At 62.2% G+C, this 3,522-nt stretch carries 2 protein-coding genes; both read right to left on the minus strand.

Features of this window, described 5'->3' with window-relative positions; genetic code table 11:
- Window positions 1-91 precede the first annotated feature (91 nt).
- The gene (locus tag QZ964_RS20260; RefSeq protein WP_246720150.1) at window positions 92-853 is read right to left on the minus strand and encodes a DsbA family protein; all 762 of its coding nucleotides are present in this window, start codon (window positions 851-853) and stop codon (window positions 92-94) included.
- 116 nt (window positions 854-969) lie between these two features.
- Window positions 970-3,522: LPS assembly protein LptD (locus QZ964_RS20265; protein WP_292533954.1), on the minus strand; the 2,553-nt coding region annotated here is incomplete at its 5' end.

Here is a 3,522-nt window from a genome sequence, read left to right on the forward strand (position 1 = left end):
GCGCTTCCGAAAACGTTCCCCGAAAAATCTCAAAGGCGGCAGGCCGCCTGTCTTAGCCTCGTTGTCGCCGCAAAGAAAGCCCGTCTCCGCGCTAGCAGACGGTCTTACCGCATTTGCGCAGGTTTTCGATCTTGGCTTTCAGTTGCGCGTAGGGCACGCCGCCGACGATCGCCTCTTTGCCGATCACCCAGGCGGGCGTTCCATCGAACCGCAGCTCATCGGCCAGCGTCGCGACTTCCTTCAGTGCGGCCTTTGTCTCTGCGCTCGACATGTCTTTCTCGAGACGGGGCATATCTGCGCCGACGTCCTTCGCCGCCGCAAGCGCCTGCTGCTTGCCGATGTGGCCGCGAGTCGTGAGCAGCTTGCGATGGAACTCCCAGAACTTCTGGCTGTCGAGCTGCATGCGCGCAGCGGTCGCGACCTGCGCCGCCTCGACGGAGTCGGGGCCGAGAATGGGGAAGTCCTTGAGCACCACCCGCAACTTGGGGTCCGCCTCGATCAACTTGGCGACCGAAGCCATCGACTGCTTGCAGTAGCCGCAGTTATAGTCAAAGAACTCGACGAGCGTGACGTCGCCGCTCGGATTGCCCACGACGGCCTGGTTGGGCGAGTTCACGATTTTATCACCGTGCTGGCCGACGGCTTTTTCGCGTGTGGCGGCCTCGGCGACTTTCTCGCGCTTTCCAAGTTCGTCAATGGCTTCCCGGACCACTTCCGGGTTCGCAATGAGATAGTCGTGCACGACCTTCTCGATCTCAACCTTCTGCTTGCCTGAAAGCTCCTCGGCGAAGAGCGGCGTCGCCGCGCCTAGAGCGAGACATGCGCCGGCGGCGAGCGAGATAAAAAAGCTCATTGCATTCTCCTTTGCGCGACAGCGCATTCGTGTCGGGTCCCTTCGTCGCCGCGCTTTTAGCACAGGGGGCGGCGGGCGTCCTCCCGACGTAAGCATCGAATATTTCACGCGAGTAGCTAGTGCGGCAGATTGGTCCGAACGCCGTCGTTCACCAGCATCGAACCGACGCCGTAATTGAACTTCGCTTCGCCCAGGGTGCGCAGCTGGAGCGTGACCATTACCGTCTGGTTGCGCGCCGGCAGGCCCGTGTAGGACTGCGGCTGATAGATCTGCGAATAATTGATCGAAAGCGTCGTGCATTCGTCCTGATAGCCGATGCCGCCGCCAAGCGTTGCGACCGAGAACAGGGGCGCCGTGCCGGTGAGATTTGAGCCCGTAATCGTCGTCCCATAGTAGGTGGTCGCTGGATTGGTGAGCGAGTTATAGAGGTAGCGGCTCATATCGAAGGTGACGGTGCCCATCAGGAAATAGTTTTTGGTGATGTCGTATTTTCCGGTCGCGGAGAGCCCCTGACGACGCACGTCAAAGCCAATCGCCGGCTGTGACTCGTAATTCGCGTATTGGAGCTGGAGCGAGATCGGCTCCAGATTCATTGTCGCGAACACGTCGAGCCGGCGCGCGCGCAAGTTGCCCTTGTCGAACCGGCCCTTGGCGACGAGGCTGAGGACGGACGAAGGCGCAAAGGCGAACCGCCCGACGATGTCCGACGCGCGCGAGTCGAGGCCGGAATCGAGGCCGACGTTCGCCGCGTCAGCCTGCGCATAGGAATTGGCGCCGGCGATCTGGCGCGACTGGCCGATCATGGCGTTGATGAAGCCGCCATTGGACAGCGACAGGGTGGCCTGGCCGCCATAGTTGAGGCGCGTGCCGGTCTCGAACCGGTCGTAGCCGGAGAACTTGCTCCACTCGAACAGCGTTGAATCGTCGAAGACGAGGCTTTGCGCGTCGATGTTCACCAGCGATGGAATTGAAGTCTCGTTGGGACGGGCGATGACCTGCGCGATCGGTTCGAAGACGATGTCGCCGATAAAGCTTCTGGCGAGGATCGGGTAGCGCCATTCGGCGCCGAAGCCCGGGAGCGCCTGGCCGCGGAAGCGGTTGTCGGCGCCGTTGAAGAATTGGCCCTGCGCGGCATTGGGGATCGCCGACAGACTTTGGTTATAGATCGGGAACAAGCCTTGCCGGTCGTAATCGAGATAGCTTCCGACGAAACGCGCGAACGCGAACGGGGTCCACACGCCGCCGACCGGATCGATGATTTTACGCTTCCAGGCGCCGCTGATCGTCGCGTGCTGGTAATCGCCGCCGACGCCGCGCAACAGACAGCCGCTCTGCGCCGGGTCGGTCGCCCGCCCGTAAATCTGGCAAACGTTGTACAGGCTATAGATGCGGTCGAGCGTTCGGGGCTGTATGGACTCGAAATTCGCGACGTTGGCGGAAGTGCTCGTCACATTGGCGTCGAGTTCAACCTGGCCGCCAACGCCCGCCGTCGCCGCCGGATCGATGTCGAAGACGCGGTTATAGTCGATCACCGGATGGACGACCGGCTGCTGCGCCTGCACGTCATTGGGCGACAGCAGCTGGAAATAGTAGCCGCGCATGTCGAAATAGCTGCGCGGTCCTTGGCCGGTCAGATAGATCGTCGATGACGCTTCGCGGAAGAAATAGTTCTGCAGGAGATAGTTGTATTGCTGGTAGTCCTGCAGGAAGTAGCGATCGGACAGCGCCGTGATGTCCCAGCCAGCGCGCCAACGGTCGTTGAGCCAGAATTCGCCGAAAGACTGGATGGCGCCGCGCCACTGCTTGTCGCCGGCGCCCAGCGGGGCTTGCGCGAACGCGCCTGTGTCTCCTACGTGCGTGCCCTGACCGCGGATCGTATATGCGCCATTATCAAAGCGCTGACGGAATTCGGCCGTGACGAACGGGCCCTGCCGGGAAAAATAAATCGGCGTTACGGTGAGGTCGTAATCCGGCGCAATCGCCCAGAAGTAAGGCACGCCCACGCCGGCGCCGAGCTGCTGGCGATAGATGAAAACCGGCGATAGAAAACCGGACTTGCGCTTCACCGACGGGTCCGGCGACGACCAGAACGGCACATAAGCCACTGGCACGCCAAGAAGTTCGAAGGACGCATCCTCGTAATAGACCATCTTCTCGACGTTGTCGTGGATGATCCGTTTAGCGCGAATCGACCACGTGCGCGGCTTTGCGGGATCGTTTCGACAGGCCTCGCAGGCGGTGTAGGTGCCCATTTCGAAGGTCGTCGTCTCGCCGGCCCGCTCGGCGCGCGGCGAGGTGAAATGCGTGTTGTTGACGGTGTCGACCTGCAGGCTCTCGATGAACCCGTTCTTGAAATCGTCCGTGAAGTCGAAACGCTCGGCCCTGGCGATGGAGCCGTAGGTCTCGGTCAGCGTGGCGTGGCCCTCGGCGAAGACGCGCGACGTGTTGCGGTCATAGGTGACGCGGTCGGCTTCGAGCAGCCGGCCCTTGTAATAGATCTGGACGGCCCCGCGCGCCGTGACGGTGTTCTTTTTCTCGTCGTAGACGAGCTCCTTGGCCTCGACGACCATGCGCGCCTCGGCGCCCGCGGCCGGCGGCGCGGCAGCGGCGGAGTGCGTGGCGAAGGCCGCCTCGACGAGAGCGAGCGCGCCCGCAAGAATGGATAGGCG

The organism is Methylocystis sp., from assembly GCF_021731785.1.
Taxonomy (GTDB): domain Bacteria; phylum Pseudomonadota; class Alphaproteobacteria; order Rhizobiales; family Beijerinckiaceae; genus Methylocystis.